The organism is Stenotrophomonas sp. GSD10, assembly GCF_056172695.1.
Window position 1 is genome coordinate 350,026 of sequence record NZ_JAOCMC010000002.1, and the last position, 25,285, is coordinate 375,310.

Below are 25,285 nucleotides of genomic sequence, written 5' to 3' on the forward strand. Positions count from 1 at the left end.
GCGGCAGGACCGCGCCCGGTCATCGTGTGGCGTGTGGGCAGACATTTATAGACACAGAAAACAGGTACAGGGTCAGAAGTCGACGCGACTCTGGCCCAGTGCGACGCCCTGCGGGCCGAAGCGGCGTTCGTGGATCTGGCCGTGGCCGTCGGCGTCGATCAGCAGCACGGTGCTGGCGCGGGTGCCGTAGTCGTCACCGCGGATGAAAGCCGGGCTCAGCCAGCGCTCGCGCTCCAGGCCGATGCCGGTGTCGGGCAGGTCGCTGTCGGCGGGGCGGTGTTCGTCGGCGAGGGCCTGCCAGAGCGGGGTCAGATCCCTTTCCCTCGGGAAAGGGATCTGACCCCGTCTTCCTTCAGCCAGGCGGAAAGCGCGGCCATCAGCCGGCGGGTCTTCGGCCAGGGGGCGTCCAGCGCGCCGTTGGACATGCCGTGCACGCCGGGGGCCAGGTGCTGGCGTTCGGCGGGGTGGTTGCCCAGGAACTCCAGGCTGTCGCTATCGGCCAGCAGGAGATTGAACGGGGCATAGGCGCCGGCCACGGTCGCCAAACGCTCGATATGGACTGCGGCTGGGTCGCGGCCACGCAGGAAGTCGGCCACCAGCGCGCCGCGCGATGGGCCGGTCTGTGCGGCCAGCGGGTCGCGGACATTGGTGACCACCGCCATCCGGCCGCCGGCACCGACGCCGGCCCAGCCACCGCCGGAGCGCAGGTCGCGCCCACCGATGACGGAGGTCTCATCTTGCCAGGGGGCCAGCGCCGCCGTCGGGCGGGCGTGGAACTCATCACGGTTGCCGATCATCACCAGCCGCCAGTGCGGGTGGTGCATCCAGCCAAGAGCGAGCAGGCACATGGCCTCATTGTGCACGGTTTGCGCAGTCTGACGCCGTTTTCGACCCGCTGCGGATGAATGCGCGGCCGATGTTTCACGCCCTGTCCACACCCCTGAACTTCCGTTCAATCTCAAAAATTGAGACGGATCAGCAACTTGTGGATAAGCCTTGAACAATTCTCTAAAGGTTGTTGCAAGCCATTGATGTGGCTGGCGATTTCCCTGCTGAAAAGTTGTTGACAACCCTCGGTCCGCTGCTAAGGTGGGCATCAGAGGGAAATCCGGGTGTTTTGTGGGTTTTCGTGGTTCAATGTTTCACCGGGCGAAGGATAGGTGCACGCGTCGTGTTCCAGGGCGAGACGGCCATCACAGTTGACGACAAAGGGCGCATGGCGGTTCCCACCGCTTACCGCGACCTTGTCGCGCGCGCCAGCAACAACCGTCTCGTCTTGACCTACAACCCGTTCGAAGCCGGCTGCCTGTGGCTGTATGCAGAGTCGGAATGGGAGCGGGTCCGCGACGACGTCATGTCCAAGCCCAACACCCAGCGCGTCGTGCGCCTGTTGCAGCAGAAGCTGGTCGGCTCGGCCGCCCATCTGGAGCTGGACGGCAACGGTCGCATCAGCATCCCCGCCAGCCACCGCGGTGCGGTGGGCATTGAGAAGAAGGCGGTATTGCTCGGTATGGGCGACAAGTTCGAATTGTGGAGCGAGCAGGCGCATCGGGCCCTGATCCAGCAGACGTTGTCTGACGAGGATCTGGGTGATGGGTTGCTCGACCTGAAGTTGTGAGCCGGGGTGCCCGGATGCGCCCAGAAGCGCAGACCGGTCACCTTCCGGTGTCGCAGTCGCCGGCGGTGCACCTGCCGGTCCTGTACACCCAGGTCATCGAAGGCCTGAGGGTGATCGAAAACGGACGTTATCTGGATGGCACGTTCGGTCGTGGCGGTCATGCACGTGGCGTGCTCACCCAGCTCGGTCCCGAGGGGCGCCTGCTGGTCATGGACAAGGATCCGGAAGCCATCGCCGTTGCCGAGCGCGATTTCGCGCCGGATGCGCGCGTGTCCATCTTCCGTGGCAGCTTCGCCCAGCTGCTGCAGTGGGATGCGACGGCTGAAGGCCTGGACGGTGTGCTGTTCGACCTGGGCGTGTCGTCGCCGCAGCTGGACGTGGCCGAACGTGGCTTCAGCTTCGGCAAGGATGGCCCGCTGGACATGCGCATGGACCCGGACAGCGGTGAAAGCGCCGCGCAGTGGATCAACCGCGTGGAAGAGCGCGAGATTGCCGACGTGCTGTGGACCTACGGCGAAGAGCGCCAGAGCCGCCGCATCGCCCGTGCCATCGTGGCACGCCGCGAGAAGCAGCCGTTCACCCGCACCGCCGAACTGGCCGAGCTGATCGCTTCGGTGATGCCGCGTGGGAAAGACAAGATCCACCCGGCCACGCGCAGCTTCCAGGCCATCCGCATCCACATCAACCGCGAGCTGGCCGATCTCGAAGCCGGCCTGGATGCGGCGGTGGAACGGCTCAAGCCCGGTGGGCGGCTGGCGGTGATCAGCTTCCACTCGCTGGAAGACCGCATCGTCAAGCAGTACATGAACCGCCTGGCCAAGGCGCCGCCGGCCAACCGCCGCCTGCCCGAGGCGGTGGCGTTCGTGCCGACGCTGGACCTGATCGGCGGTGCCATCAAGGCCACCGACGAAGAGCTGGCGGCCAATCCGCGTGCCCGCAGCGCCGTGCTGCGCGTGGCGCAGAAGCGGGAGGCCAGCGCATGAGCCGGCTGCTGCTGATCATCCTGTTGGCCTCGACCGTGGCCTCGGCGATCGGCGTCGTGTTCGTGCGTCACCGCCATCGGCAGACGTTCATCGAGCTGTCGCGCGCCGAACGCAAGCGCGATGACATCAATCTGGAATTTGGCCGCCTGCAGCTGGAACAGGCCACACTGGCCGAAGCCAACCGCGTCGATCGCATCGCCCGCGAGAAGCTCGGCATGAAGTTCCCCGAGGCCGCCGACATCGTGGTGGTGCGGCCATGAGCAAGACCGGCCGCAACCGCCCGCGCAACGCCTTCAACCTGCGCCAGCGCCTGCGCTGGGTCGCGCTGGCGCTCGGCCTGTGCTCGGTGTCGCTGGTCGGTCGTGCCGCCTACGTGCAGATCATCAACAGCGATTTCTACCAGCGCCAGGGCGAAGCCCGTTACCTGCGCGAGCTGCCGATCAAGACCTCGCGCGGCATGATCACCGACCGCAACGGCGAGCCGCTGGCGGTATCCACGCCGGTCGCCTCGATCTGGGTCAACCCGCAGGACCTGCTGCGCTCGCCCGAGCGCATCCCGGAGCTGGCCCAGGCGGTCGGCATGTCGGTGGACGAGCTGAGCAGCCGCCTGTCGCAGAAGTCGGACAAGGAATTCATGTACCTGCGCCGCCGGATCAATCCGGACGAAGCAGAGAAGGTGGTGGCGCTGAAGATTCCGGGCGTGGCCGCGCAGCGCGAGTTCCGCCGCTTCTACCCGCAGGGTGAGGCGATGGCGCACGTGCTGGGCTTCACCAACATCGACGACCGCGGCCAGGAAGGCCTGGAGCTGGCGTTCGACGAATGGCTGCGCGGCAAGGCCGGTGCCAAGCGGGTGATCCGCAACCGCAAGGGCGAGACCGTCGAGAGCGATCTGCTGCGCGCCGCCGAACCGGGCAAGGACCTGACCCTCAGCATCGACCGCCGCATCCAGTACCTGGCGTTCAAGGAACTGCGCAACGCGCTGGTGGCCAACAAGGCGGCCGGCGGTTCGATGGTGATCATGGACGTGACCACCGGCGAGATCCTGGCCATGGTCAACCTGCCGACCTACAACCCGAATTCGCTGACCGGCGCGCTGCCCGATGCGCGCCGCAACCGTGCGGTGACCGACCTGGTCGAGCCGGGTTCGACGATGAAGCCGCTGACCATCGCTACCGCGCTGCAGGCCGGTGCGGTGACCAAGGACACCATCATCGACACCAACCCGGGTTACATGACCCTGGGCCGCTTCACCATCCGCGACGTGCCGCGCAACAACGGCGTGCTGAACGTGACCGGTGTGATCACCCGCAGCTCGAACGTGGGCGCGGCCAAGGTCGCGGCGAAGATGCCGGACCAGGTGTTCTACGACGGCGTGCGCCGCTTCGGTTATGGCTCGGTGCCGCACAGTGGTTTCCCGGGTGAATCCGGCGGTGTGGTGCTGCGCCCGGCGCGCTGGTCGGGCACCACCAAGACCACGATGTCCTACGGCTACGGCCTGAACGTCACTCCGCTGCAGATCGCTACCGCCTATTCGGCATTGGCCAACGGTGGCCGCTTGATCGCGCCCACCTTCGTCAAGGGCCAGCGCAATGAAGGCCAGCAGATCATCGACGAGAACGTCGCCAAGCAGGTGGTGGCGATGATGGAAACGGTGGTGACCCAGGGCGGCGCCAAGCAGGCGGCGGTGCTGGGCTACCGCGTGGCCGGCAAGACCGGTACCGCACGTAAGGCCGGCCCCGGCGGTTACGAGCGCGGTCATTACAACGCGCTGTTCGCCGGTGTGGTGCCGGCCACCAACCCGCGCTTCGCCACCGTCATCGTCATCAATGACCCGCAGGCCGGCAAGTTCTACGGCGGCCTGGTGTCGGCGCCGGTCTATCACAACGTGATGGAAGGCACCCTGCGCCTGATGGACGTGCCGCTGGACGACCTGCAGTCGTGGCTGGCCGCACAGCAGTCCGGCAAGGTCGGCCACTCGGCTTCGATCCTGCCCGCGCCGCCGGCCGAGGCCGCGCTGCCGGCTGATGCCGCCGCCGAATTCGATGCTGCGCTGCCCAGCGCGCACGCCCAGACGCCGCCCGCTACGGGAGGCACGCAATGAGTCCTTCGATGTTGCTTTCGCAGTTGCTTCCGGACGTGGCCCTTGCAGGGCACGACCCCGTTCTGACCGGCCTGGTGCTGGACAGCCGCGCTGTGCGCCCCGGCAATGCCTTCGTCGCCATTGCCGGTTTCGGCGCGCATGGCCTGGGCTTTGTCGAGCAGGCCCGTGCGGCTGGCGCCGGCGTCATCCTGTTCGAACCGCCGGCCCCTGCCGAACTGCCGGCCCCGGCCGATGCGATCGCGGTGCCGGGCCTGCGCGCGCGCATGGGCGCGATGGCCGACCAGTTCCATGGCGCACCGTCGCGGGCGATGGCGATGGTCGGGGTGACCGGTACCAACGGCAAGACCTCCACCGTGCAGCTGCTGGCCCAGGCCTGGCACCTGCTCGGTACGCCCAGTGGCAGTATCGGCACGCTGGGCGCCGGACTTTATGGCGCGGTCGAGCCGACCGGCTTCACCACCCCACTGGTGCTGCAGATGCATGCGCTGCTGGCGCAGCTGCGCGATGCCGGCGCGCGCGCGGTGGCGATGGAAGTCAGCTCGCACGCGCTGGACCAGGGCCGCGTCGATGCCGTGCACTACGACGTGGCGGTGTTCACCAATCTCACCCGCGACCATCTGGACTACCACGGCGACATGGCCAGCTACGGCGCGGCCAAGGCGCGGCTGTTCCATCGCCCGGGCCTGAAGGCGGCGGTGATCAACCTGGACGACGCCTTCGGTCGCCAGTTGTTCGCCGGCCTGCCGGCGGGCGTGCAGCCGATCGGCCTGAGCTCGCGCGGTGCCAGCGAGGCCAGCGTGCGCGCCGAAGCGCTGCAGCTGGATGGCCGTGGCATCGCCTTTGAACTGGTCATCGACGGCCAGCGCGCCGCGGTGCAGTCGCCGCTGCTGGGCCGCTTCAACGTGGACAACCTGCTGGCCGTGGCCGGCACCCTGCATGCGCAGGGCCAGCCGCTGCCGCGCATCGCCGAGGTGCTGTCGGCGCTGCAGCCGATCCGCGGCCGCATGAACCGCCTCGGCGGCGAAGACGGCCTGCCGACCGTGGTGGTCGATTACGCACATACCCCGGACGCGCTGGAACAGGCGCTGGACAGCCTGCACGGCCATCTGCAGGGCACGCTGTTCTGCGTGTTCGGCTGCGGTGGCGAGCGTGATACCGGCAAGCGTCCGCAGATGGCCGCGATTGCCGAGCGCCTGGCCAACCAGGTCATCGTCACCGACGACAACCCGCGTGGCGAGGACGGCGACGTGATCGTGGCCGACATCCTGGCCGGCTTCCAGAACGCCGATGCCGTGACCGTGCAGCGCAGCCGCGCGCGTGCGATCGGCCTGGCGGTGAAGCGTGCCGGTGCCGGCGACATCATCCTGATCGCCGGCAAGGGCCACGAGCCGTACCAGGAGGTCAATGGCGTGCGCCATGACTTCGACGACACCGAAGTGGCGGCGGCTGCACTGGCGGCCAAGGCCGGTGTTCTAGCGGCGACGCGCATGGATGCGCTAGTGGCCCGGCCGCAGGACGCGGAAGAGGGCCCCCAGGCCGGGGAGGGCGCCGCATGAAGCGCACCCTGCTTTCGCTGATCGCACATTGGGCCGGCGGCGAGATCCACGGCGACGACGTGGCCATTGATGCGGTCAGCAATGACACCCGTAGCCTCGGCCCGGGCAGCCTGTACGTGGCGCTGCGCGGCGAACGTTTCGATGGCCATGATTTCGCCGCCGACGCGCTGGCGCGTGGTGCCAGCGCGCTGCTGGTCGAGCGCCTGCTGCCGATCGAACTGCCGCAGGTGCTGGTGGCCGACAGCGAGCTGGCGCTGGCGAAGATCGCCACCGGCATGCAGCGCGACCGCGGCACCGAGGTGTTCGCGATCACCGGCAGCAATGGCAAGACCAGCGTGAAGAGCCTGCTGCTGTCGATCCTGCAGCAGGTGGCGCGCGAGGCACACAGGGTGGTCTACGCCAACCCGGGCAACCGCAACAACGAGATCGGCCTGCCGCTGGCAGTGATCGACGCGCCGGAAGATGCCGACTACGCCGTCTACGAGATGGGTGCCGGCAAGCCGGGTGACATCGCTTACCTCACCGACATCGCCCGCCCGCGCTATGCGCTGGTCAACAACATCGCCCCGGCGCACCTGGAGCGCATGGGCAGCCTGCTCGGCGTGGCGGTGACCAAGGGCGCGATCTACGCGGCACTGCCGGCCGATGGCGTGGCGGTGATCAACGTGGACGATGCCTACGGGCGCTGGTTCGAACAGCATTTCGTCGGCACTCCGCCGCGCTGCCGCGTACTGCGCTACGGCCTGGAGCACACCGCCGAGGTCACCGCGCGCGATATCCGCGGCGGTGCACAGGGCAGCCAGTTCGTGCTGGTTGCGCCGACGGGAGAGGCCCGCGTGGTGCTGGGCCTGCCGGGGCGCCACAACGTCAGCAACGCGCTGGCCGCCGCCAGCCTGGCGCTGGCCGCCGGTATCGATCTGGCGCTGATTGCGGCCGGGCTGGCCGAGGCACAGCCGGTGCCGGGCCGTCAGATCGCCCATCAGCTGCACAACGGTGCGGTGCTGGTGGACGACAGCTACAACGCCAACCCGGGTTCGCTGGCCGCCGCCATCGACGCTCTGGCCGCTGCGCCGGAAGAGGGCTGGCTGGTACTGGGCGACATGCGTGAGCTGGGTCCGGATGCCGAGGCGCTGCATGCCCAGGCCGGTCTGCGCGCCCGCGCGGCCGGTCTCAAGCGGCTGTACGCGCTGGGTCCGCTCAGTGCCGCCGCTGCGGCCGCCTTCGGTGAAGGTGGCCGCCATTTCGCCACCCATGATGCGCTGTCACAGGCGCTGCAGGACGAGTTGCACGCTGGTGTGCGCTGCCTGGTCAAGGGTTCCCGTGGCAGTGCCATGGACCTGATCGTCAAAGCGCTGCTGGCGCAAGGAGAGGAATCCCCGCATGTTGTATGAACTGGCTCGATGGTTGCAGCAGTTGGAGAGCCTGTTCGGGCTGTTCAACTACCAGACGTTCCGCGCCATCCTTGCCGCGCTGACGGCGCTGTTCCTGTCGCTGTGGCTGGGCCCGGCGATGATCCGCAAGCTTGCCCAGTTCAAGGGCGGCCAGCCGATCCGCAGCGACGGCCCGCAGACCCATTTCTCCAAGGCCGGCACGCCGACCATGGGCGGCTCGCTGATCCTGCTTACCGTCACCCTGTCGGTGCTGATGTGGGCCGACCTGCGCAACCGCTACGTGTGGCTGGTGCTGGCGGTGATGCTGTGCTTCGGCGCCATCGGCTGGTATGACGACTGGATCAAGATCGTCCGTCGCGACCCGAACGGCCTGAAGTCGCGCTGGAAGTACCTGCTGCAGTCGATCTTCGGCCTGGCTGCGGGCATCTTCCTGTTCCAGACCGCCGACGTACCGGCGGCGCTGACCTTCTATATCCCGATGTTCAAGTCGGTGGCGCTGCCGCTGGCCGGCATCGGCTTTGTGGCCATCGCCTATTTCTGGATCGTCGGTTTCTCCAACGCGGTGAACCTGACCGACGGCCTGGACGGCCTGGCCATCATGCCGACCGTGCTGGTGGCCTGCGCGCTGGGCGTGTTCGCCTATGCTTCGGGCAACGTGGTGTTCGCCAACTACCTGCAGATCCCGCAGATTCCGGGGGCCGGCGAGCTGGTGATCATCTGCGCGGCCATTGCCGGCGCCGGCCTGGGCTTCCTCTGGTTCAATACCTATCCGGCCATGGTCTTCATGGGCGACATCGGCGCGCTGTCGCTGGGCGCGGTGCTGGGCACGATCGCGGTGATCACCCGCCAGGAGCTGGTGCTGGTGATCATGGGCGGCGTGTTTGTCATCGAAACGCTGTCGGTGATGATCCAGGTCGCCTCGTTCAAGCTGACCGGCAAGCGCGTGTTCCGCATGGCGCCGATCCACCACCATTTCGAACTGAAGGGTTGGCCCGAACCGCGCGTGATCGTGCGCTTCTGGATCATCTCCGTCGTGCTCGTGCTGATCGGCCTGGCCACGTTGAAGGTGCGCTGAGATGAACGACCTGTCCCGCCAGGCAACACGCCTTGAAGCCATCGAAGGCAGCTACGACAAGTGGCTGCTGGGCGCGATCATCGCGCTCACCGGTGTCGGCGTGGTGATGGTGGCGTCCAGCTCGATCGCCTTGATGAGCAGCCCGTTCTACTACCTCAACCGCCACCTCATCTTCCTGGCGGTCGGCATCGTGCTGGCGGTGGTGGCCGCGCGTACCGAGCTGAAGTCCATCGAGCAGTACAACCAGATGCTGCTGCTGGGTTGCTTCGTGCTGCTGCTGGCGGTGTTCGCGCCGGGCCTGGGCAGCACCGTCAACGGCGCGCGCCGCTGGATCAACCTGGGCATCTCCAAGTTCCAGACCGTGGAAGCGGTGAAAGTGCTCTACATCGTGTGGCTGTCCAGCTACCTGGTGCGCTTCCGCGATGAAGTGAACGCGACCTGGCCGGCCATGCTCAAGCCGCTGGGCGTAGCCGGCGCGCTGGTGGTGCTGCTGCTGCTGCAGCCGGACTTCGGTTCTTCGACCCTGCTGCTGGCGATCACCGCCGGCATGCTGGTGCTGGGCGGGGTGAACATGCCGCGCATGTCGATGCCGGTGATCATCGGCCTGGTCGGCATGAGCGCACTGGCGATCATCGAGCCGTACCGCATGCGCCGCATCACCTCGTTCCTGGACCCATGGGCCGACCAGCAGGGCGACGGCTACCAGCTGTCCAACGCGCTGATGGCAGTGGGCCGTGGCGAGTGGACCGGCGTCGGCCTGGGCAACTCGGTGCAGAAGCTGTACTACCTGCCCGAAGCGCACACCGACTTCATCTTCTCGGTTACCGCCGAGGAATTCGGCTTCCTGGGCACCTGCGTGATCGTGGCCCTGTACGCGCTGCTGGTGGGCCGCACCTTCTGGCTGGGCATGCGCTGCGTGGAAATGAAGCGCCACTTCTCCGGCTACATCGCCTTCGGCATCGGCCTGTGGATCAGCATGCAGACCTTCGTTTCGATCGGCGTGAACCTGGGCATCCTGCCGACCAAGGGCCTGACCCTGCCGCTGATCTCCTCCGGCGGTTCGTCGGTGCTGATGACCTGCGTGGCGATGGGCCTGCTGCTGCGCGTGTCCTATGAACTCAAGCGCGCCGAGCGCCGCCAGGCCGTGCGTATCGGCGGTGGCACCGAAGACGCCGTTGCCGAGCCGATGGACGAACCTGCTGCACCTGCGGCGGCCAGCGTACCGATGAGCGCCGAGCCGGCGGCCACCACTGCGCCGAATGCCGCGCGTGGCACCAGCCGCCTGCAGTCGCGCATCGAACCGACGTTCGGGAGGCTGTCATGAGCAGCGCCTCCAACGCCCGCCCGGTGATGATCCTGGCCGGTGGTACCGGCGGCCACATCTTCCCCGGCCTGGCCGTGGCCCGCGTGCTGCGCGAGCGCGGCGTGCCGGTCACCTGGATGGGCGCCGAGGGCGCGATGGAAACCCGCCTGGTGCCGCAGCACGACATCGCCATCGACACGCTGGCCATTACCGGCCTGCGCGGCAAGGGCAAGCTGGCGCTGCTGGGTGCACCGTGGCGACTGATGCGCGCGCTGCGTGCGGCCGGCATGATCATCCGCAAGCGTCAGCCGCGCGCGGTGGTGGCCTTCGGCGGCTTTGCCTCCGGCCCCGGTGGCATGGCCACGCGCCTGCATGGCCTGCCGCTGATCGTGCATGAGCAGAACCGCGCGCCGGGCCTGACCAACCGCATCCTGTCGCGCTACGCGCGCCGCCTGCTGACCGGTTTCCCGGGCACCTTCGCCAAGGGCGAGGAGTTCGTCGGCAACCCGGTGCGTGCGGAAATCGCCGCCATCGCACCGCCCGAGCAGCGCTTTGCCGACCGCCACGGCCCGCTGCGCGTGCTGGTGGTCGGTGGCAGCCAGGGCGCGCGTGCGCTCAACACCGGCGTGCCGCAGGCCATCGCGGCGCTGGGCGCGGACGTGCCGGTGCAGGTGCGCCACCAGAGTGGCGAGAAACTGCATGCCGAAGCGGTCGAGGCCTATGCCAAGGCCGGCGTGCAGGCTGAAATCACGCCGTTCATCGCCAACATGGCCGAGGCCTTCGCCTGGGCCGACCTGGTGGTATGCCGTGCCGGCGCGTCGACCCTGGCCGAGCTGTGCGCGGTCGGTGTCGGCAGCGTGCTGGTGCCATTCCCCGCTGCCGTCGACGATCACCAGACCCGCAATGCGGAGTACCTGGTCGAGCGCGATGCGGCGGTGTTGCTGAAGCAGGACGGAACGCTGGCCGACGGCATTGCCGCACTGCTGCGCGATCTGTCCGAAAATCCCGCCCGCCGCATGCAGATGGCGCAAGCCGCGCGTGCCCTGGCCAAGGTCGATGCCGCCGAGCGCATCGCCGATATCATTCTTGAGGAAGCTGTATGAAGAAGGCATGCCACCGCGCCTGCCCTGCGCGAGGCCGCGCATGATCCGTCGCCTGCACGACACCAACGACCTGGTGCGCGCGTTCCCGCGCGTGCACTTCGTCGGTATCGGCGGCACCGGCATGAGCGGTATCGCCGAAGTGATGCTGACGCTGGGCTATGAAGTGTCCGGCTCGGACAATGCTGACAACGGCGCCACCCGCCGCCTAGCCAGCCTCGGCGCGCGGATCATGCGCGGCCATTCGGCGGCCAACGTGTTGGGCACCGACTGCGTGGTGGTGTCCAGCGCCATCCGCGAAGACAACCCGGAACTGATGGAAGCGCGCAGCCAGCGCATTCCGATCATGCCGCGTGCGGCCATGCTGGCCGAACTGATGCGCTTCCGCCGCGGCATCGCGGTGGCCGGTACGCACGGCAAGACCACCACCACCAGCCTGACTGCGGCGGTGCTGAGCGAAGGCGGCCTGGACCCGACCTTCGTGATCGGTGGCCAGCTGCTGGCCGCCGGTGCAAACGCCAAGCTGGGCGGTGGCCAGTGGCTGGTGGCCGAGGCCGACGAAAGCGATGGCAGCTTCCTGCGCCTGAACCCGCTGATGTCGATCATCACCAACATTGATGCCGACCACCTGGAAAACTACGGCAACGATTTCGCCCGCGTGCAGGCGGCGTTCGCCGAGTTCCTGCAGCGCCTGCCGTTCTACGGCCTGGCCGTGCTGTGCATCGATGACCCGGAAGTGGCTGCGCTGGCCGCCAAGACCCCGCGCCACGTGATGAGCTACGGCATGAGCCCGCAGGCCGACGTGCGCGCCGAGAATGTGGTGCAGGAAGGTTCGCGCATGCGCTTCACCCTGCGCCTGCCGCAGGGCACCAGCCAGGAAGTGGTACTGGCGCTGCCGGGCAAGCACAACGTGCTGAACGCACTGGCCGCTGCGGCCGTGGGCTGGCAGCTGGGCGTGGCCCCCGACGCCATTGCGCGTGCGCTGGAAAGCTTCGCCGGCGTTGGCCGTCGCTTCAACGATCTGGGCGAAGTGACCACCGCCAGTGGTGCCAAGGTGCGCATCATCGACGACTACGGCCATCACCCCAGCGAGCTGGAAGCGGTGTTCGCCGCCGCCCGCGGTGGCTGGGCCGACAAGCGCCTGGTGGTGGCCTTCCAGCCGCACCGTTACAGCCGTACGCGTGACCAGTTCGACAAGTTCGCCGCCGTGCTGTCCAGCGTCGATGCGCTGGTGCTGAGCGAGGTCTACCCGGCCGGCGAGGAACCGATCGCCGGTGCCGATTCGCATGCGCTGGCGCGCGCCATCCGTGCGCGCGGCCGCAGCGAGCCGGTGGTGGTGGGCAAGGCCGCCGAACTGGCCAGCGTGCTGCCGGACGTGCTGCAGGACGGCGACCTGCTGCTGATGATGGGCGCCGGCGACATCGGTGCCGTGGCCACCCAGATCGCGGTGGAAGGCTTCAAGGCGGAGGGCGAGGCGTGAGCACGCTGACCTTCCCGCCGCTGCGCGTGACCGACCCGGCCGTGTTCGGCCGCGTCGCCGTGCTGCTCGGCGGCAGCTCGAGCGAACGCGAGGTGTCGCTGGATTCGGGCCGCAACGTGCTCGAAGCCCTGCAGTCGCGCGGCATCGATGCGTTCGCGGTGGATGGCATCCCGGCGCTGGCCAAGGCGCTGGCCGCCGGTGGCATCGACCGCGTGTTCAACATCCTGCACGGCCACAACGGTGGCGGTGAGGATGGCATCGTGCAGGGCCTGATGGACGCCTTCGGCGTGCCGTACACCGGTTCGGACGTGCTGGGCTCGGCGCTGAGCATGGACAAGATCCGCACCAAGCAGGTGTGGCTGTCGCTGGGCCTGCCGACCCCGCAGTACCGGAAGGTCGATGCCTCCAACGTGCATGCGCTGGCTGCCGAACTGGGCCTGCCGGTGGTGGTGAAGCCGGCCAATGAAGGTTCCAGCGTGGGCATCAGCCGGGTCACCGACGAGGCCGGCCTGGATGAGGCGGTGGCGCTGGCCGCGCGCTACGACGGCCAGCTGCTGATGGAGCAGATGGTGGTCGGCGACGAACTGACCGTGGCCATTCTCGGCGATGTCGCGCTGCCGTCGATCCGCATCGTGCCCAAGGGCCAGTGGTACGACTACAACGCCAAGTACATCGCCGAAGACACCCAGTACCTGTGCCCGGGCCTGGACGGTGACGCCGAAGAAGAAATCCGGCGCATCGCGCTGGCCGCGTTCCGCGCTGCCGGCTGCCGTGGCTGGGGCCGCGTGGACGTGATGCGCGACCGCAGCAGCGGCCGTTTCTTCCTGCTGGAAGTGAACACCGCGCCGGGCATGACCAGCCATTCGCTGGTGCCCAAGGCCGCACGCCAGGCCGGCATCGGTTTCGAGGAACTGGTGTGGCGCGTGCTGGAGCAGACCCTGGAGGCCAGGCACGCATGAACGCGCTGCTGCGCATCTTCGTCTGGCTGTTGGCGCTGTCGGTGGTTGCACTGCCGGTGGTGGCCGTGGTCAATGGCTGGGTCGGCGCCGAGCGCTGGCCGCTGGCGAAGCTGCGCGTGCATGGCGAGTTCAAGCGGGTACCGGCCGAGCAGCTGCAGCAGGTGCTGCTGCCGTACGCGCGCGCCGGCTTCTTCGCGGTCAAGCTGCAGGATGCCCAGGATGCGCTGGAAAACCTGCCGTGGGTGGAGAGTGCGCGGGTGCGCAAGCAGTGGCCGGACGTGCTGGAAGTGACCCTGGTCGAGCACAAGCCGTTCGCGCGCTGGGGCAACGATCGCCTGGTCTCCGAGCAGGGCAAGCTGTTCCCCACGCCGAAGAAGTTGTCCGACCTGGCACTGCCCGAGCTGGACGGCCCGGACAGCCAGACCGAAGAAGTGATGAAGCTGTACAGCGACTCGCGTGCATTGTTCGCACCGGCCGGTGTGGACGTGCGGCGGGTCACGATGGACGCGCGCGGCAGCTGGTCGCTGGTGCTGAGCAACGGCACCGAGGTGGTGGTCGGCCGTGACGACGCGCGCTCGCGCCTGCAGCGCTTCGTCAAGGTGCTGCCGCAGCTCAACCGCCAGGACGCGCCGATCGAGCGCGCCGACCTCCGTTACACCAATGGTTTCACGCTGAGCTGGGGTACCCCGGCCACGCCGGCGAAAACGCCGGCGACCCCGGCCAGCAGGACGCAGGAAAGGACATGAATCGCAAGGGTGACAAATCGCTGATCGTTGGCCTGGACATCGGCACCTCCAAGGTGGTGGCGCTGGTGGGCGAGTATTCGCCGGGCAACCCGATCGAAGTGATCGGCATCGGCTCGCACGAATCGCGCGGCCTGAAGCGCGGTGTGGTGGTGGATATCGAATCGACCGTGCAGTCGATCCAGCGCGCGGTGGAAGAAGCCGAGCTGATGGCCGGCTGCGAGATCCGCTCGGTGTACGCCTCGATCTCCGGCAACCACGTGCAGTGCAAGAACTCGCCCGGCATCGTGCCGATCCGCGACGGCGAAGTGACCTGGGGCGACCTGGATCGCGTGCTGGACGCGGCCAAGGCGGTGGCGATTCCGGCCGACCAGAAGATCCTGCACGCCATTCCGCGCGAGTACGTGCTGGACGATTCGCAGGAAGGCATCCGCAACCCGGTCGGCATGACCGGCGTGCGCCTGGAAGTGCACGCGCACCTGGTGGTGTGCGCGCAGTCGGCCGCCGCCAACATCAGCAAGTGCGTGCAGCGCTGCGGCCTGCAGGTGGACGACCTGGTGCTGTCCTCGCTGGCGTCCAGCGTGGCCGTGCTGACCGCCGACGAGCGCGAACTGGGCGTGGTGCTGGTCGACATGGGCGCCGGCACCACCGACATCGCGGTGTTCGTGCAGGGCGCGATCTGCCACACCGCCTCGCTGCCGATCGCCGGCGACCACGTGACCAACGACATCGCGCACATGCTGCGCACGCCCACGCCGGAAGCCGAGCAGATCAAGGTGCGCTACGCCTGCGCGCTGGCCCAGCTGGCCACGGCCGAGGAGAGCATCCAGGTGCCGTCGGTGGGTGACCGCCCGCCGCGCCGCATGCCGCGCCATTCGCTGGCGCAGGCGGTGCAGGGCCGTTACGAGGAGATCTTCGAAATGGTGCAGGCCGAACTGCGCCGCTCCGGTTTCGAGGAACTGGTGCGCGCCGGCATGGTGCTGACCGGCGGCGCTTCGAAGATGGAAGGCGTGGTCGAGCTGGCCGAGGAAATGCTGCAGATGCCGGTGCGCGTGGGCATCCCGCAGCACGTGACCGGCCTGGGCGAAGTGGTCGGCAACCCGGTGCACGCCACCGGCGTGGGCCTGCTGCTGATGGGCAGCCAGATCGAGCACCCGCGTCGCCCGTCGCTGCCCACCGGGCGCGCCGGCAGCATGTTCAAGAAATTGAAGACCTGGTTCCGCGGCGAGTTCTGACGCGGCACCGGCACCACCCGGGTGACCCCCGGCAGCAACACCGGCAACACGACGCAACACCGGCAACACACAACCCACACAGCCGCAACGTCGGCATGCAGCAGGACGGCAGGACGCCTGAATGCCCATGCCAGCCAAAGCGGATACAACGAGGACACGGACATGGCGCATTTTGAACTGATCGAAAAGATGGCACCCAATGCGGTGATCAAGGTGGTTGGCGTGGGCGGCGGCGGCGGCAATGCCGTGGCGCACATGGTCAACTCGGCGGTGGATGGCGTGGAATTCATCACCGCCAACACCGACTCGCAGGCCATCAAGAATTGCGGTGCCAAGCTGCAGCTGCAGCTGGGTACCAACGTGACCAAGGGCCTGGGCGCAGGCGCGAACCCGGAAGTCGGCCGCCAGGCCGCGCTGGAAGACCGTGAGCGCATCATGGACGCGCTGCAGGGCGCGGACATGGTGTTCATCACCGCCGGCATGGGCGGCGGCACCGGCACCGGCGCGGCACCGGTGGTGGCCCAGCTGGCCAAGGAAATGGGCATCCTGACCGTGGCCGTGGTCACCAAGCCGTTCCCGTTCGAAGGCCGTCGCCGCATGCAGGTGGCGCTGAAGGGCATCGAGGAGCTGAGCCAGCACTGCGACTCGCTGATCACCATCCCGAACGAGAAGCTGATCACCGTGCTGGGCCGCAACGCGACCATGATCCAGGCCTTCCGTGCCGCCAACGACGTGCTGCAGGGCGCCGTGCAGGGCATCGCCGACCTGATCGTGCGTCCGGGCCTGATCAACGTCGACTTCGCCGACGTGCGCACCGTCATGTCCGAAATGGGCCTGGCGATGATGGGTACCGGCACCGCCCGTGGCGATGACCGCGCCCAGGCCGCCGCCGAAGCCGCGATCCAGAACCCGCTGCTGGATGATGTGAACCTGGCCGGTGCCAACGGCATCCTGGTCAACATCACCGCCGGCGCCGACTTCACCATGGCCGAGTTCGACGAGATCGGCCGCACCATCGATGGCTTCGCTTCCGAAGACGCCACCGTGGTGGTTGGCACCGTGCTGGATCCGGACATGCAGGACGAAGTGCGCGTGACCGTGGTCGCCACCGGCCTGAACCGCGTCTCGGCCAGCAAGACCCAGCGTCCGGGCGAGCGCGCGCCGATCAAGCTGGTCCGCAACGCCACCACCGGCCAGCCGGAGTTCGGCGACTTCGACAACGGCGGCGACGCCGTGTCCAAGGCGGTGGGCGGCATGGGCCTGGGCCTGCGCCGTGCCAGCAGCGATACCGCGGCCGCTTCGACCCCCTCGGCGCCGGCCTCCTCGGCCCCGGCCGCAGCGGAGCTGCCCAACGACTACCTGGACATCCCGGCGTTCCTGCGCCGCCAGGCGGACTGAGCGGAGTCGCCCGGGGCTTGTCCTCCCCGGGTTGCGCCACCATGTCCTGAAAACGCGGGCGCCGGGCCAGGATGGGCCCGGCCGCCCTGCTTCACGCGCGTCCCATCGGCGCGCCGGTGTGTCCTGCCTGCCTTTCAGCCAGGGTAGGGGACCGCGCGTGTTAATCTAATGTGTCACTTCCGGCCATCCCCCATGATCCAGCAACGCACCCTCAAGAACACGATCCGCGCCACCGGCGTTGGCCTGCACAGCGGCGACAAGGTCTACATGACCCTGCGCCCGGCACCGGTCAACCATGGCATCGTGTTCCGCCGCGTCGATCTGGACCCGGTGGTGGAAGTGCCGGCCAAGGCCGAGCTGGTCACCGAAGTGACCCTGTGCACCGGCCTGACCTGCAACGACGCCAAGATCCAGACCGTCGAACACCTGATGTCGGCGCTGGCCGGCCTGGGTGTGGACAACATCATCGTCGAACTGTCCTCGGCCGAGCTGCCGATCATGGACGGTTCGTCCGGCCCGTTCGTGTTCCTGCTGCAGTCGGCGGGCATCGTGGAACAGGATGCGCCCAAGCGCTTCATCCGCGTGCTGAAGACCGTGGAAGTGACCGAGGGCGACAAGGTGGCCCGCTTCACCCCGTACGAGGGCTACAAGCTGGGCTTCACCATCCAGTTCGACCACCCGATGATCCCGGCCAAGCAGTCGCGCCAGGAAATCGAGTTCTCCACGCTGGCCTACACCAAGGAAATCTCCCGCGCGCGCACCTTCGGTTTCATGCGCGACCTGGAGTACATGCGCGAGCGCAACCTGGGCCTGGGCGGTTCGATGGACAACGCGATCGTGCTGGACGAGTTCCGCGTGCTGAACGAAGACGGCCTGCGCTACGCCGACGAATTCGTGCGCCACAAGATCCTCGACGCGATCGGTGACCTCTATCTGGCCGGTGGCCAGGTGCTGGGCGCCTATGAAGGCTTCAAGTCGGGCCATGCGCTCAACAACAAGCTGGTGCGGGCGCTGATGGCCGACGCTACGGCCTGGGAATGGGTCACCTTCGAGTCGCCGGCCACGCCGGATCCGGTTGAGTACGCCACCCCGGCCTACGCCTGATCTGCGTAAATAATTGAATTAAAAGAAAAACGCCGCCTGACAGGGCGGCGTTGTCGTTTCCGGGGCCGTTGCCGCATTCAGCGTGCTTGGCGATCGTCAAGCCGGGTTCGAGGTCACGATTTTGTGAACCTGTTGGATCGGAAGCCTGAATTTAACGTTGTTTTAACAACAATCTAACGACAGGGCCCCGGATGGCAGATAGGATGCGACCCGGCCCCCGAAATGTTTCACGCCGTGGTGACACGTGCGACGGGGAGCGGAGCCGGATGCTCCGTTGCCCTCAGGATCGCTTCTTCGGCTTCGAAGGAATGTCCTGCAGGCAAGCCAAGGCGTCGCGTAGCCCTTTGTGCGTGGCGGCTGAAACTGCGTGGGGGCCATTCCGGTTGTCGATCGCTGGGGAGCGTGAGGGAGTGGTGGACGCAGTCTTGATGGTCACCCTGGTGGCCTTCAGCCCGATGGAACGGGCCGCGTCGAGCAACTGGGCCTCGGCAAGCCGCAACTTGGCATGCCAGACCGGGGATTCGACGAGAAAAACGAGGTGTTCCCCGTCCACATTGGCCAGCCGGCAACGGCTGCGCAGAGGTGGCGGCAACTGGGGGCGCAACTGACGGTCCAGCGCGTCGAGCCACAAGGCACGCCGCAGCGGGTTCCCGCTTTTGTCCGCCATCACCGCATCCAGCGCCGGTTTCGGCACTGACGCGGGGCGAACGCTGGATTTCGGCTCAGACATGAAAACTCACTGATGGCATTCAAAAAGATCGTAATCAAAACGCGTGAAGGACAGGCCAAGGCGTCGCCGATCACGCGTTTGCGGTTCTATTTCGAGGACCGCCCCCGCGCCCTGCTGGGCACCGTGCTCGGGGTAGGCTGCATTATCGGCCTTGCCGGCGGCATTGGCGCCAGCGCGCTGAATGATTCGCGCCTGCAGGCCAAGGTCGAGCGCCAGGACGCGGAGCTGGCCAAGGTCAAGCGCGATGCGCAGACCCAGGTCAACGCATTGGCGGCCCGCCTCGGCGAGCTGCAGGCCCAGGCCACCCGCCTCAACGCCCTGGGCGAACGGCTGACCCAGATGGGCAAGCTGGAAGACGGCGAATTCGACTTCAACGAGACCCCCGGCCTCGGTGACGGCGATGCCGGCGGCCCGACCGCCGACATCCCGGTGAAGGACGTCAACGCCGACTTACAGGTGCTGGAGCAGCGCTTCGCTGCTTCAGGCCGCCAGCTGTCGGTGATGGAATCGCTGATGTTCGACCACCAGCTGCAGCAGAACGCCGTGCCCTCGCGCATGCCGATCCGCAACAGCTATGTGACCTCCGGTTTCGGCACCCGTGCCGACCCGTTCGGCCGCGGTGCCGCCACCCACAAGGGCATGGACTTCCACGCCAGGGTCGGTGACCCGGTGATGGCGGTGGCCGAGGGCGTGGTCAGCTTCGCCGGCGTGAAGGGCGGCTACGGCAACGTGGTCGACGTCGACCACGGCAATGGCTATGTCACCCGCTACGCGCACAATTCGCGCTTGGTGGTGAAGGTCGGCGATCTGGTCCGTGCTGGCCAGGAAGTGGCCAAGGCCGGTTCCACCGGCCGTTCGACCGGCGCCCACGTGCACTTCGAGGTGTGGGAAAACGGCAACGTGGTCAATCCGCGCAAGTTCCTCGGCGACGGTGGCAACACGCCGGTCGGGCGCATCAGCCGCGGCTGATCCCTTGCCTGGGGTAGTGCCGGCCGCTGGCCGGCAAACCCTTGAGGGGACCGAAGCAGGTTGCCGGCCAGCGGCCGGCACTACCCAAAGCGGGGTTGAAACCTCAGCCGCCCGTCCCAAGCTACAATGGGTGTTGCCATCGACAGGGCGCCAGGCGCCCTGTTTCGTTTGCGGCGGACGGATCCCAAGGGGAGGCCGGGCCGCTGTGTCCATCCAACCCGGTTCCTTCAATGATCAACAGCCTGCTTACCCGCGTATTTGGCAGTCGTAACGAACGACAGCTGCGCCAGCTCAACCGCATCGTCGCCAAGATCAATGCGCTGGAGCCGGAGATCGAGAAGCTTTCCGACGAGCAGCTTCAGGCCAAGACGCCGGAGTTCAAGCAGCGCATCGCTGGCGGTGAAGCCCTGGACAAGGTGCTGCCCGAAGCCTTCGCGGTCTGCCGCGAAGCCGGCCGCCGCGTGCTGGGCATGCGCCACTACGACGTGCAGCTGATCGGCGGCATGGTGCTTCACCTGGGCAAGATCGCAGAAATGCGCACCGGTGAAGGCAAGACCCTGGTGGCGACCCTGCCGGTGTACCTGAACGCGCTGGAAGGCCAGGGCGTGCACGTGGTCACCGTCAACGACTACCTGGCCCGCCGCGACGCCGCGCAGATGGGCAAGCTGTACAACTGGCTGGGCCTGAGCGTGGGCGTGGTCTACCCGGGCATGCCGCACAGCGACAAGCGCGAAGCCTACGCCGCCGACATCACCTACGGCACCAACAACGAATTCGGTTTCGACTACCTGCGCGACAACATGGCGCTGTCCAAGGCCGACCGCTACCAGCGCGGCCTGCACTACGCCATCGTCGACGAAGTCGACTCCATCCTGATCGACGAAGCGCGTACCCCGCTGATCATCTCCGGCCCGGCCGACGATTCCCCGGAGCTGTACATCCGCGTCAACCGTGTCGTGCCGAACCTGGTCAAGCAGGAAGCCGAAGACGGCGAGGGCGACTTCTGGGTCGACGAGAAGGGCAAGCAGGTGCACCTGTCCGAAGCGGGCATGGAGCACGCCGAGCGCCTGCTGGTCGAGGCCGGCATTCTGAACGGTGAGACCGAGGGCCTGTACGCGGCACAGAACCTGACCGTGGTCCACCACCTGAATGCCGCACTGCGCGCGCACGCCATCTACCAGCGTGATGTGGACTACATCGTGCGCGACGGCGAAGTGGTCATCGTCGATGAGTTCACCGGCCGCACCCTGTCCGGCCGTCGCTGGTCCGACGGCCTGCACCAGGCGGTGGAAGCGAAGGAAGGCGTGCCGGTGCAGCGCGAGAACCAGACGCTGGCCAGCATCACCTTCCAGAACCTGTTCCGCATGTACAAGAAGCTGTCCGGCATGACCGGTACGGCCGATACCGAAGCGTTCGAATTCCAGAGCATCTACGGCCTGGAAGTGGTGGTGATCCCGACCAACCGCCCGACCATCCGCAAGGACAGCCCGGACCAGGTGTTCCTCAACCGCAAGGGCAAGTTCAATGCGGTGCTGGCCGACATCGAAGAGTGCGCCAAGCGCGGCCAGCCGGTGCTGGTGGGTACCACCTCGATCGAAACCTCGGAAATGCTGTCCGAGCACCTGCGCAAGGCCGGTGTGAAGCACGAAGTGCTCAACGCCAAGCAGCATGACCGCGAAGCGACCATCGTGGCCAACGCCGGCCGTCCGGCGGCGGTGACCATCGCCACCAACATGGCCGGCCGTGGTACCGACATCGTGCTGGGTGGTTCGCTGGAAGCGGAAATCCACGAGCTGGGCGAAGGCGCGACCGACGAGCAGAAGGCGGCGATCAAGGCCGAATGGCAGAAGCGCCATGACGCGGTGAAGGCCGCCGGCGGCCTGCACATCGTCGGTACCGAACGCCACGAATCGCGCCGTATCGACAACCAGCTGCGTGGCCGTTCCGGCCGCCAGGGTGACCCGGGTTCGTCCCGTTTCTACCTGTCGCTGGAAGACAACCTGATGCGCATCTTCGCCTCCGACTGGGTGCAGAAGGCCATGCGCATGATGGGCATGAAGGAAGACGACGTCATCGAGGACCGCCTGGTCAGCCGCCAGATCGAAAAGGCGCAGCGCAAGGTGGAAGCGCACAACTTCGACATCCGCAAGAACCTGCTGGACTTCGACGACGTCAACAACGACCAGCGCAAGGTGATCTACGCCCAGCGTGACGAACTGCTGGACGCCGAATCGGTGAAGGACAACGTCGATGGCATCCGCGACGACGTGATCTTCGACATCGTGGCCCGCTTCGTGCCGCCCAATTCGATCGACGAGCAGTGGGACCTGCGCGGCCTGGAAGCGACCCTGGAGTCGGACTTCGGCCTGCAGATGTCGCTGACCGATCTGGTCAAGTCGCACGAGGAGCTGGACGCCGAAGCCATCGCGGTGAAGGTGCAGGAGCGCGTCAACCAGCACTTCGCCGAGAAGGAAGCCGGGCTGGGCGAAGAGACCATGCGCGCGCTGGAAAAGCACGTGATGCTGACCGTGCTGGACCAGAGCTGGAAGGAGCACCTGGCCCGCATGGATTACCTGCGCCAGGGCATCTACCTGCGCGGCTACGCACAGAAGCAGCCGAAGCAGGAGTACAAGAAGGAAGCCTTCGAGCTGTTCTCGGACATGCTGGAGAACGTCAAGCGCGAAGTGGTGACCCTGCTGGCCCGCGTGCGTATCCGCAGCGACGAGGAAGTGCAGGCGCTGGAAGCGGCCGAGCGCCAGCAGGTCGAAGCACGCCTGAGCCAGTCGCAGTTCCAGCACCAGGATGCCGGTGGCTACAGCGCCGACGAGGAAGCCGCGCAGGTGCAGGCCGCGCAGCAGGGTGTGGCGCAGATGCAGCGCGACGAGCCCAAGATCGGCCGCAACGACCCGTGCCCGTGCGGCAGTGGCAAGAAGTACAAGCACTGCCACGGCCAGCTGAGCTGACCCCGGAAGGCCCCGCGAAAGCGGGGCCTTTTCTTGTGCAGGACGATGCGGCCTTCCGATGCGATTGCGCCGGTCGCCCTGTTCTGGGCATGCTCCCCCATGCCTTCTCCCACCCGATCGATCCACGTCGTGGCCGCCGTCATCACCGACGCCCGTGGCCGTGTGCTGCTCAACCGCCGTACCGGCAACCGCGACATGGCTGGGCTGTGGGAGTTTCCCGGCGGCAAGCGCGAGCCTGGCGAAACCTCCGAACAGGCACTGGTGCGCGAACTGCGCGAGGAACTGGGCATCGAGGCCGATGTCGGCGAGTGGCTGATGGATGTGCCGCAGCGCTACCCGGACAAGCACCTGACCCTGGAAGTGCGCCACGTGCGCAGCTGGAAGGGCACGCCCCGCGGCCGCGAAGGGCAGGCGATCACCTGGGTGGCGCAGGACAAGCTGGGCCGCTATTCGATGCCGCCGGCCGACCTGCCGGTGGTCGCCGCGCTGCGCCAGCCCGACCGTTACCTGATCACTCCGGCGCCGGCGGACGCGGCCGATGGCGTGCAGCGCTGGCACGATCAACTGCAGCACGTGGTGGCGTCGGGCCAGCAGCGCATCCAGCTGCGCCTGCCGCCGGACCATCCACAGCGGCAGGCGATGCTCGAACAGGCACTGCGCACGCATCGGCGCAGCGGCGTGCAGTGGTTGCTCAACCGCGATATCGAACTGGCGCGTGCGCTGGGGGTGGGGGTGCATCTGGGCAGTGAACAGCTGCTGGCGCTGCCGCAGCGCCCATTGCCGGAAGGGCAGCTGGTGGCGGCATCCTGCCACGACCTGCAGCAGCTGCAGGCGGCACAGCAGCTGGGCTGTGACTTCGCGGTGCTCGGCCCGGTGCAGGCCACCGCCAGTCATCCCGAGGCCGTGCCGCTGGGGTGGGATGCGTTCGCCGAGCTGCGTGCGCAGGTGTCACTGCCGATCTACGCGCTGGGTGGCCTGGGCAGTGGCCACATCACCGAAGCGCGCCGCCATGGCGGGCAGGGCATCGCTGCCATCCGCGGGCTGTGGCCGGCGTAACGCCGCACGCGGAGTCGGATCACAACGTGATCCAGAAACACCCGTATTGCCGCCGCAGGCCCAGCACGGTGGACGCACGCGCCACGCTGCCCGGCAGCGTCTGCTCCAGGCGCAGGCCGACCGGATGGCGCACGGCTGGCGGCTCAGGGTCGGATCCCTGCGCAGCAGGGCTCTGAGCCTCGTCCCGCAGGACGTCCTGATCCTGCCGCGGATACACCGGTACCACGTCCACCAGCGGCCGCCGCGCCAGCGATTCCAACTGGCCCAGGATGCGCTGCGCACCCGCGTCCGACACCGCGCCCCACAGGTACAGCGAGGACAGCCGATTCACATCGTTGCTGACGATACCGGTGCGCAGTGCCTCCACCAGCTCGCTCAGGCGCCGTGGGCAGCGCGCACCCAGGGTGTCGGGCGGGGCGGTGTTGCCGCTGGGTGCCGGTGGCGGCAGCCGTGACCGTGCACCCACGCTGTCACAGGGCCGGTCGGTGTAGACGCTCTGCCCCTGCGCATCGGTGCAGCGGTTCAGGCGCGAGGACTGCGCATGGGCGACAGGGGCCATCGACGACAGCAGCACCAGCACCAGCGGGAAGGACATCCGGATCATCGACGCAGGGTAGCGCCGATCGTGGCTGCGCGGCGTGCTTTCAGCCCTGCAGCAGTTTCAGCACTGACGTGGTCGGCTTGGCCAGGTTCAGGGTGTAGAAGTGCAGGCCAGGTGCGCCGCCTTCGATCAGGCGCTGGCACAGACGGGCCACCACCTCGGTGCCGAAGGCGCGCACCGATTCGGCGTCATCGCCGTAGGCCTGCATCTTGCGGCCGATCCAGCGCGGGATCTCCGCCCCGCACTGCTCGGAGAAGCGGCGCAGCTGGCTGAAGTTGGCGATCGGCATGATGCCCGGCGTGATCGGTACCTGCACGCCGAGCCGGCGCACCTCATCGACGAAATGGAAGTAGGCATCCGGATTGAAGAAATACTGGGTGATCGCCGCGTCGGCGCCGGCATCGATCTTGGCCTTGAAGTGCTTCAGGTCGGCCAGCGCATCGCTCGCCTGCGGGTGCGTCTCCGGATACGCACCCACTTCGATGTGGAAGGCGTCGCCGTGCTCGGCGCGGATGAAGGCGATCAGCTCGGCGGCATAACGCATGTCACCGGGAAAGCCCATGCCCGAGGGCAGGTCGCCGCGCAGCGCGACCAGGCGCCGGCAGCCGATGGCGCGGTACAGCTTGAGCAGTTCGCGGATTTCCTGGCGGGTGCCGCCGACGCAGGACAGGTGCGGTGCGGCATCGAAACCGTGGTGCTGGTTGAGGTGGCGCACGGTCTCGGAGGTGTAGCTCAGGGTCGAACCACCGGCGCCGAAGGTGCACGACACGTAGTCGGGGGCGTAGTCCTTCAGCCGGGTCGCGGCACGGTCGAGCTGGCTGCGCTGTTCATCGGTCTTGGGCGGATAGAACTCGAAACTGATGGCGGTCATGGCGCGGGCGGCGGCGGCGGATGTGTATCAGTATATCGCTTCATCAAGA

General features: G+C 67.5%; 20 protein-coding genes and 2 pseudogenes. 18 read left to right on the plus strand and 4 right to left on the minus strand.

The window, feature by feature from the left end; all coding sequences use genetic code 11:
* Positions 1-72 precede the first annotated feature (72 nt).
* Positions 73-848 (minus strand): annotated as a pseudogene (locus N4G47_RS01700) (NRDE family protein).
* Between the two features lie 323 nt (positions 849-1,171).
* On the opposite strand from N4G47_RS01700, the gene mraZ reads away from it, so the two are divergent.
* The 15 genes and pseudogenes from mraZ (at position 1,172) to lpxC (ending at position 18,046) form a co-directional block, all read left to right on the plus strand.
* Complete coding sequence (gene mraZ, locus N4G47_RS01705; RefSeq protein ID WP_004143635.1) at positions 1,172-1,618, plus strand: division/cell wall cluster transcriptional repressor MraZ; 447 nt, start codon at positions 1,172-1,174, stop codon at positions 1,616-1,618.
* A gap of 14 nt (positions 1,619-1,632) precedes the next feature.
* Positions 1,633-2,601, plus strand: a complete 969-nt coding sequence (gene rsmH, locus N4G47_RS01710) for a 16S rRNA (cytosine(1402)-N(4))-methyltransferase RsmH (RefSeq protein ID WP_329892164.1) — start codon at positions 1,633-1,635, stop codon at positions 2,599-2,601.
* Positions 2,598-2,861 carry a cell division protein FtsL gene (gene ftsL / locus N4G47_RS01715; protein ID WP_005412242.1) on the plus strand — a complete coding sequence of 88 codons (264 nt, stop codon included), beginning with the start codon at positions 2,598-2,600 and terminating at the stop codon, positions 2,859-2,861. Before rsmH ends, ftsL begins: the two co-directional genes overlap by 4 nt.
* Positions 2,858-4,702, plus strand: a complete 1,845-nt coding sequence (locus N4G47_RS01720; protein ID WP_107229851.1) for a peptidoglycan D,D-transpeptidase FtsI family protein — start codon at positions 2,858-2,860, stop codon at positions 4,700-4,702. Before ftsL ends, N4G47_RS01720 begins: the two co-directional genes overlap by 4 nt.
* The gene (locus tag N4G47_RS01725) at positions 4,699-6,258 is read left to right on the plus strand and encodes a UDP-N-acetylmuramoyl-L-alanyl-D-glutamate--2,6-diaminopimelate ligase (RefSeq protein WP_475284867.1); all 1,560 of its coding nucleotides are present in this window, start codon (positions 4,699-4,701) and stop codon (positions 6,256-6,258) included. Before N4G47_RS01720 ends, N4G47_RS01725 begins: the two co-directional genes overlap by 4 nt.
* Positions 6,255-7,649 (plus strand): UDP-N-acetylmuramoyl-tripeptide--D-alanyl-D-alanine ligase, encoded by a 1,395-nt coding sequence (locus N4G47_RS01730; protein WP_475284869.1) that lies wholly within the window; start codon positions 6,255-6,257, stop codon positions 7,647-7,649. The genes N4G47_RS01725 and N4G47_RS01730 overlap by 4 nt, the downstream gene beginning before the upstream one ends.
* Positions 7,639-8,724: a phospho-N-acetylmuramoyl-pentapeptide-transferase gene (gene mraY / locus N4G47_RS01735; protein ID WP_057498482.1), complete on the plus strand. Its 1,086-nt coding sequence runs from the start codon at positions 7,639-7,641 to the stop codon at positions 8,722-8,724. Before N4G47_RS01730 ends, mraY begins: the two co-directional genes overlap by 11 nt.
* 1 nt (position 8,725) lies before the next feature.
* A complete protein-coding gene (ftsW, locus tag N4G47_RS01740; protein WP_475284872.1) occupies positions 8,726-10,048 on the plus strand; it encodes a putative lipid II flippase FtsW in 1,323 nt (440 codons plus the stop codon).
* Positions 10,045-11,130 (plus strand): undecaprenyldiphospho-muramoylpentapeptide beta-N-acetylglucosaminyltransferase, encoded by a 1,086-nt coding sequence (gene murG, locus N4G47_RS01745; protein WP_107229854.1) that lies wholly within the window; start codon positions 10,045-10,047, stop codon positions 11,128-11,130. The genes ftsW and murG overlap by 4 nt, the downstream gene beginning before the upstream one ends.
* A gap of 40 nt (positions 11,131-11,170) precedes the next feature.
* Positions 11,171-12,607, plus strand: coding sequence for a UDP-N-acetylmuramate--L-alanine ligase (gene murC, locus N4G47_RS01750; protein WP_475284874.1), 1,437 nt, complete (start codon positions 11,171-11,173; stop codon positions 12,605-12,607).
* Positions 12,604-13,566: a D-alanine--D-alanine ligase gene (locus tag N4G47_RS01755; protein ID WP_475284876.1), complete on the plus strand. Its 963-nt coding sequence runs from the start codon at positions 12,604-12,606 to the stop codon at positions 13,564-13,566. The genes murC and N4G47_RS01755 overlap by 4 nt, the downstream gene beginning before the upstream one ends.
* Positions 13,563-14,240 (plus strand): annotated as a pseudogene (locus N4G47_RS01760) (cell division protein FtsQ/DivIB); the annotation flags it as partial. The gene N4G47_RS01755 and the pseudogene N4G47_RS01760, both read left to right, overlap by 4 nt.
* Positions 14,241-14,308: 68 nt before the next feature.
* A complete protein-coding gene (gene ftsA, locus N4G47_RS01765) occupies positions 14,309-15,544 on the plus strand; it encodes a cell division protein FtsA (RefSeq protein ID WP_005408083.1) in 1,236 nt (411 codons plus the stop codon).
* 162 nt (positions 15,545-15,706) lie between these two features.
* Positions 15,707-16,942 (plus strand): cell division protein FtsZ, encoded by a 1,236-nt coding sequence (ftsZ, locus tag N4G47_RS01770; RefSeq protein ID WP_107229858.1) that lies wholly within the window; start codon positions 15,707-15,709, stop codon positions 16,940-16,942.
* Between the two features lie 192 nt (positions 16,943-17,134).
* Positions 17,135-18,046, plus strand: a complete 912-nt coding sequence (gene lpxC, locus N4G47_RS01775) for a UDP-3-O-acyl-N-acetylglucosamine deacetylase (protein ID WP_475284878.1) — start codon at positions 17,135-17,137, stop codon at positions 18,044-18,046.
* Between the two features lie 280 nt (positions 18,047-18,326).
* Here the strand turns inward: lpxC and N4G47_RS01780 are convergent, their stop codons facing one another.
* Positions 18,327-18,776 (minus strand): DciA family protein, encoded by a 450-nt coding sequence (locus N4G47_RS01780; protein ID WP_014035989.1) that lies wholly within the window; start codon positions 18,774-18,776, stop codon positions 18,327-18,329.
* 12 nt (positions 18,777-18,788) lie between these two features.
* On the opposite strand from N4G47_RS01780, the gene N4G47_RS01785 reads away from it, so the two are divergent.
* The 3 genes from N4G47_RS01785 (at position 18,789) to N4G47_RS01795 (ending at position 23,764) form a co-directional block, all read left to right on the plus strand.
* Positions 18,789-19,745, plus strand: coding sequence for a M23 family metallopeptidase (locus tag N4G47_RS01785; RefSeq protein ID WP_475284881.1), 957 nt, complete (start codon positions 18,789-18,791; stop codon positions 19,743-19,745).
* A 230-nt stretch (positions 19,746-19,975) separates the two neighbouring features.
* Positions 19,976-22,708, plus strand: a complete 2,733-nt coding sequence (secA, locus tag N4G47_RS01790; RefSeq protein ID WP_107229862.1) for a preprotein translocase subunit SecA — start codon at positions 19,976-19,978, stop codon at positions 22,706-22,708.
* Between the two features lie 99 nt (positions 22,709-22,807).
* Positions 22,808-23,764 (plus strand): Nudix family hydrolase, encoded by a 957-nt coding sequence (locus N4G47_RS01795; protein WP_475284883.1) that lies wholly within the window; start codon positions 22,808-22,810, stop codon positions 23,762-23,764.
* Between the two features lie 19 nt (positions 23,765-23,783).
* Here N4G47_RS01795 and N4G47_RS01800 read toward each other — a convergent pair whose 3' ends face one another.
* Positions 23,784-24,368 carry a DUF4124 domain-containing protein gene (locus tag N4G47_RS01800; protein ID WP_475284885.1) on the minus strand — a complete coding sequence of 195 codons (585 nt, stop codon included), beginning with the start codon at positions 24,366-24,368 and terminating at the stop codon, positions 23,784-23,786.
* A 40-nt stretch (positions 24,369-24,408) separates the two neighbouring features.
* The gene (gene metF, locus N4G47_RS01805; protein WP_475284887.1) at positions 24,409-25,236 is read right to left on the minus strand and encodes a methylenetetrahydrofolate reductase [NAD(P)H]; all 828 of its coding nucleotides are present in this window, start codon (positions 25,234-25,236) and stop codon (positions 24,409-24,411) included.
* Positions 25,237-25,285: the final 49 nt, after the last annotated feature.